Origin of the sequence: Thermogutta sp. (assembly GCF_014359955.1) — a bacterium.
Classification (GTDB): Bacteria; Planctomycetota; Planctomycetia; order Pirellulales; family Thermoguttaceae; genus Thermogutta.
Map to the genome: position 1 here is coordinate 1 of NZ_JACIYL010000667.1, position 2,508 is coordinate 2,508.

Genomic DNA, 2,508 nt, shown 5'->3' on the forward strand with positions numbered 1-2,508 from the left:
ACCGCCAGATTATGTGGTGTTCGGCGGCCCCGGCCAGGGCGAAAACGACCAGGAGGGCCCATCGGCTCACGCGGCTACCAAATCCCCACCACCACACGGCAATTAAACCCGCCACAGCCAGGATGGCATACCCGAGGAGGACGTCCTTAGAGCCGAGTTCTGGCGGGAAAGCCCAGCGATCCCATGCAATGCCGGCAGCAAAGGCCAGCGCCACCGGCACGAGCGGTTGAAACCAACCGGGCAGCCGTTGCGGGTTATCCTCCCTGGTCAGCATTTGCCCCATCGATGCCATGTCTCTCCAGGCTTCCGGCCACTCTTCTTTTTCTCTTCTTTCCCGCCAACAAAAATTGCCTATCCCTCCACCAGCGCCTGTCCTATAATGAACGGTTCAGGGATACGAAAGGCCGTCGATGCCCCCGCAGGATAACGCACCGGAAGCCGAGACACAACATTGAACGAGTCGCTCAAGGCTTCTGGAAGTGGGCTGATCCCGGCAGCAATGTGTTCTGACGGCCCAGACAAGACACCGCTGAACTGCACAGTGGACAAATTGCATCTGTTCTCACTTTGCATTTTTCTTTCTGTTGGGAACTTCATTCACCGTGGTGGGCATGCCTACCGCGTTTGTCAGGATCACGGAAAACTGCAACTTTCATAAGCTAAGGATTGGGTGACAAAGCATGGCCGCTTCTGATATCGTCATCCAGGGGGCACGGGAGCACAATCTCCAGGCGATCAATCTCGTTCTCCCGCGGAACCAGCTCATTTGCTTCACAGGCGTGAGCGGCTCGGGAAAAAGCTCTCTCGCCTTTGATACCCTCTATGCCGAGGGGCAGCGCCGCTACGTGGAGAGCCTCTCCACCTTCGCCCGGCAGTTCATCGGCCAGATGGCCAAACCGAACGTGGATCGCATTGAGGGGCTGAGTCCCTCGATTTGCATTTCGCAGAAAACAGCCGGCTCCAACCCACGCTCGACCGTCGGCACAATCACCGAAATCTATGACTATCTCCGCATTCTTTATGCTCGAGCCGGTACCTGTTACTGTCCGCAGTGCGGGCAGAAGATTCAGGCCCAACCACGGGACAAGATTATCGAGCAGATTTTGGAAACGGCTTCAGGACAGAGGGTGTACATTCTGGCCCCTCTTGTCCGCGGGCAAAAGGGTGAACATCGCAACCTCTTCGCCAGTTTGTTGCGGCAGGGATTTTCCCGGGCGCGAATCGACGGCGAGATCGTTCGCCTGGAGGAGGACCTGAGACTCCGGCGGCAGATGCGCCACGATATTGAACTTGTCGTCGATCGGCTGACGGTCTCCCCCGCCCAGAGAAGCCGACTCGCCGAAGCTGTGGAGAACGCTCTCAAATTTTCAGAGGGGGAGGTCCTTCTCTGCGCGGACGAATCGGCTTCGGGTGAAGAAGGCGAGGACGATAAATCCCGGCGGGAACGAGCAGGCCGAATCATCGGCCATTTTTCTTCCCGCTACACCTGTCCGAATTGCCAAATCGGCTTTCCGCCTCCCAGTCCCCAGATGTTCAGTTTCAACAGTCCGGAAGGGATGTGTCCGCGGTGCCAGGGGCTGGGGCGTATTCGGCAGCTCAATGTGGCCGCCCTGTTGACTGACCCACATCGTTCTATTCAGCAGGGGTGTTTTGGGTTTTTGGGTAAATGGCGTTCGGTACCGACGCCGATTCGGACTCTTCTTCGGCGCATGGCCGAGTGGCTCGAGACCCGGTGCCAGTTGGAGCCGGGTACGGTCCTGGAGACGGCCTGGGAGGAGCTTCCGCCCTTTGCCCAGAATGTCCTCATGTACGGGGTGGACGCTCTTTGGGACGACCGAGACTTACTGGCAGACTTCGCCGCACGCTGCTGGGAGGCGACCGGAATTGCCGACGTGGCCGAGTATCTCCTCGAAATCGGTGGACTGACCGCGGAGTATCGCCGCCAGGTAGAGCAGGCCTACGGCCTGGTACCGTGCTTGACTTGCGGGGGCTCTCGCCTGCGGCCCGTGGCCCGGGCTGTCCGCCTGCGAACCACCCATCCCCACTTTGCGGACGCGCCGGAAAAGTCGCTGCCCGAGGTCTGCGCCCTTCCAATTTCCGAGGCGCGATTGTTCTTTACAGGATTGGAGCTGGACGCCGTCGGCCAGAAGATCGCCGAAGAACCGCTCAAGGAGATCCGCAGTCGATTGGAATTCCTCGGCAACGTGGGGCTGGATTACCTCACGCTGGACCGCTCGGCCCCCACTCTCTCCGGCGGAGAAATGCAGCGGATTCGCCTGGCGGGGCAAATCGGCTCAGGATTGGTGGGCGTAACGTACATTCTCGACGAGCCTTCGATCGGGCTCCATCCCCGCGACAACGACCGCCTGCTGGCAACCCTTGCCCGACTCCGCGATCAGGGCAACACCGTGGTGGTTGTGGAGCATGATGAGGACACGATGCGGGCGGCCGACTGCATCGTGGACTTCGGTCCGGGACCCGGCAGCCGAGGTGGTCGGGTGGTGGCCA

The 2,508-nt window shown here is 60.0% G+C and carries 1 protein-coding gene and 1 pseudogene; one reads left to right on the plus strand and one right to left on the minus strand.

Annotated features, from left to right (window positions below; translation table 11 throughout):
• A partial coding sequence (locus H5U08_RS15645; RefSeq protein WP_297035127.1) for a hypothetical protein occupies positions 1-292 on the minus strand: 292 nt, incomplete at its 3' end.
• Positions 293-680: 388 nt separating this feature from the next.
• Here H5U08_RS15645 and H5U08_RS15650 point away from each other — a divergent pair.
• A pseudogene (locus H5U08_RS15650) lies at positions 681-2,508 on the plus strand (excinuclease ABC subunit A); the annotation flags it as partial.